The following is a 1,570-nucleotide window of genomic DNA, read 5'->3' on the forward strand; positions in this document are numbered from 1 at the left end:
CACCTATGCCACGCCGCCCGTAAGCGGAAAGTTTGCAACAGAACCACATCAAGGGCTTCCTCGAAGCGAGCCCGGAGCACGTGTCGCACCTCGCCTGGAACATCGCAGCACCGGCCCGTTGCTCCAAGCCGGTCATCGCCGCCAACCGCGGCTATTGTTTCGGCGTCGGCTTCGAACTGTCGCTTGCCTGCGACTTCCGTATCGCCACCGACACCACGCGCTACGCGCTGCCCGAGCAGAAGCTCGGCCAGATTCCAGGCTCCGGTGGCTCGGCCCGTCTGCAGAAAATGGTCGGCGTCACCCGCACCAAGAACATCGTGATGCGCTCGAAGCGGATCACCGGTCAGGAAGCCTACGACTGGGGTATCGCCTCGGAGATCGTTGCGGATGCCGATCTGGAAAAGGCCGTCGACGCGCTTGTCGAGGAGTTGATCGGCTTTTCTCCGCTGGCCCAGCGCACGGCGAAGAAGCTCCTGAACGACACGGACGACGCGCCGCTGTCAACGGCGATCGAGCTTGAGGGTCATTGCTACAGCCGGCTTCGGACATCGGAGGATTTCCGCGAAGGCGTCCTGGCCTTCCACGAAAAGCGCGCGCCGTCCTTCGTCGGGCGCTGACTTGGCAGCCGGGCGGCCCTCGGCTTCATTTCCACGAGGAGGAAGCGGCCTCGGATCCGCTTCGGGAGGAACGAACATGGAAACAGTCAACCAGTCCACACGAGAAAGACGCTTTGTCGAACGGGGACCCGGCCTTGCGTCGGGTCTCAGGGACCTGCCGAAACATCTCGGCATCAAGACGATGAGCGCCGGGCTTGTCGCCGCCATCTTCGGCTGCTCCGGTCCGGCCCTGATCGTCATCGGGGCCGCGGAGGCGGGCCATCTCAGCAACGGGCAGACCGTCGCCTGGCTCTTTGCGATCTATGTGCTCGGTGGGATCATCAGCCTGCTGCTCGCACTCTACTACAAGCAGCCGATCAACGGCGCCTACTCGATCCCCGGCGCGGCCCTTGTCGCCGGCTCGCTTGCGACCATTCCATTCAGTGAGGCCGTCGGCGGCTTCATCATGGCGGGGCTTCTGGTTCTGTTGCTCGGTGTGAGCGGGCTCATCGGCAAGGTGATGCGCTGGCTGCGGATGCCGATCGTCATGGCGATGATTGCCGGTGCGCTGATCCGGTTCGCGATCGGCACGGTGACGGCACTCAGCTCGGCACCGTTGATTGCCGGCGCGGCAATCCTCGCCTTCTTCGTCTCGATGCGGTTGACCAAATCCATTCCGCCGGTTCTTGCGGCCCTTGTCGCGGGCCTGGTCGTTGCGCTTGCGACTGGGGCTGTCGGAGGCGGAGCCGCCAACATCACCTTCGCCGCGCCCGAATTCACGATGCCGGTATTTTCCGTCGACGCCTTTTTCGCAATTGCCATCCCGCTCGCCCTTCTGGTGATCGGCGCCGAGAACGCGCAGGCGACCGGCGTGCTCATGGCCGAGGATTTCCGGCCGCCGGTCAATGCGATGACGATCATTTCCGGTCTTGTCACTTGGCAGTTAAATGCAAGAATGCGCTGGTTCCGTTCCG

General features: G+C 63.6%; 1 protein-coding gene and 1 pseudogene. Both read left to right on the top strand.

Going from position 1 to position 1,570, the window contains the following annotated elements:
• Positions 1-47 precede the first annotated feature (47 nt).
• A pseudogene (locus tag NDI72_RS21845) lies at positions 48-617 on the top strand (enoyl-CoA hydratase/isomerase family protein); the annotation flags it as partial.
• A 76-nt stretch (positions 618-693) separates the two neighbouring features.
• Positions 694-1,570, top strand: an 877-nt coding sequence (locus NDI72_RS21850) for a benzoate/H(+) symporter BenE family transporter (protein WP_283801790.1), incomplete at its 3' end; no start/stop codon positions are given.

The sequence above is a fragment of the Nitratireductor sp. GZWM139 genome, from assembly GCF_030068685.1.
GTDB lineage: Bacteria > Pseudomonadota > Alphaproteobacteria > Rhizobiales > Rhizobiaceae > Nitratireductor > Nitratireductor aquimarinus.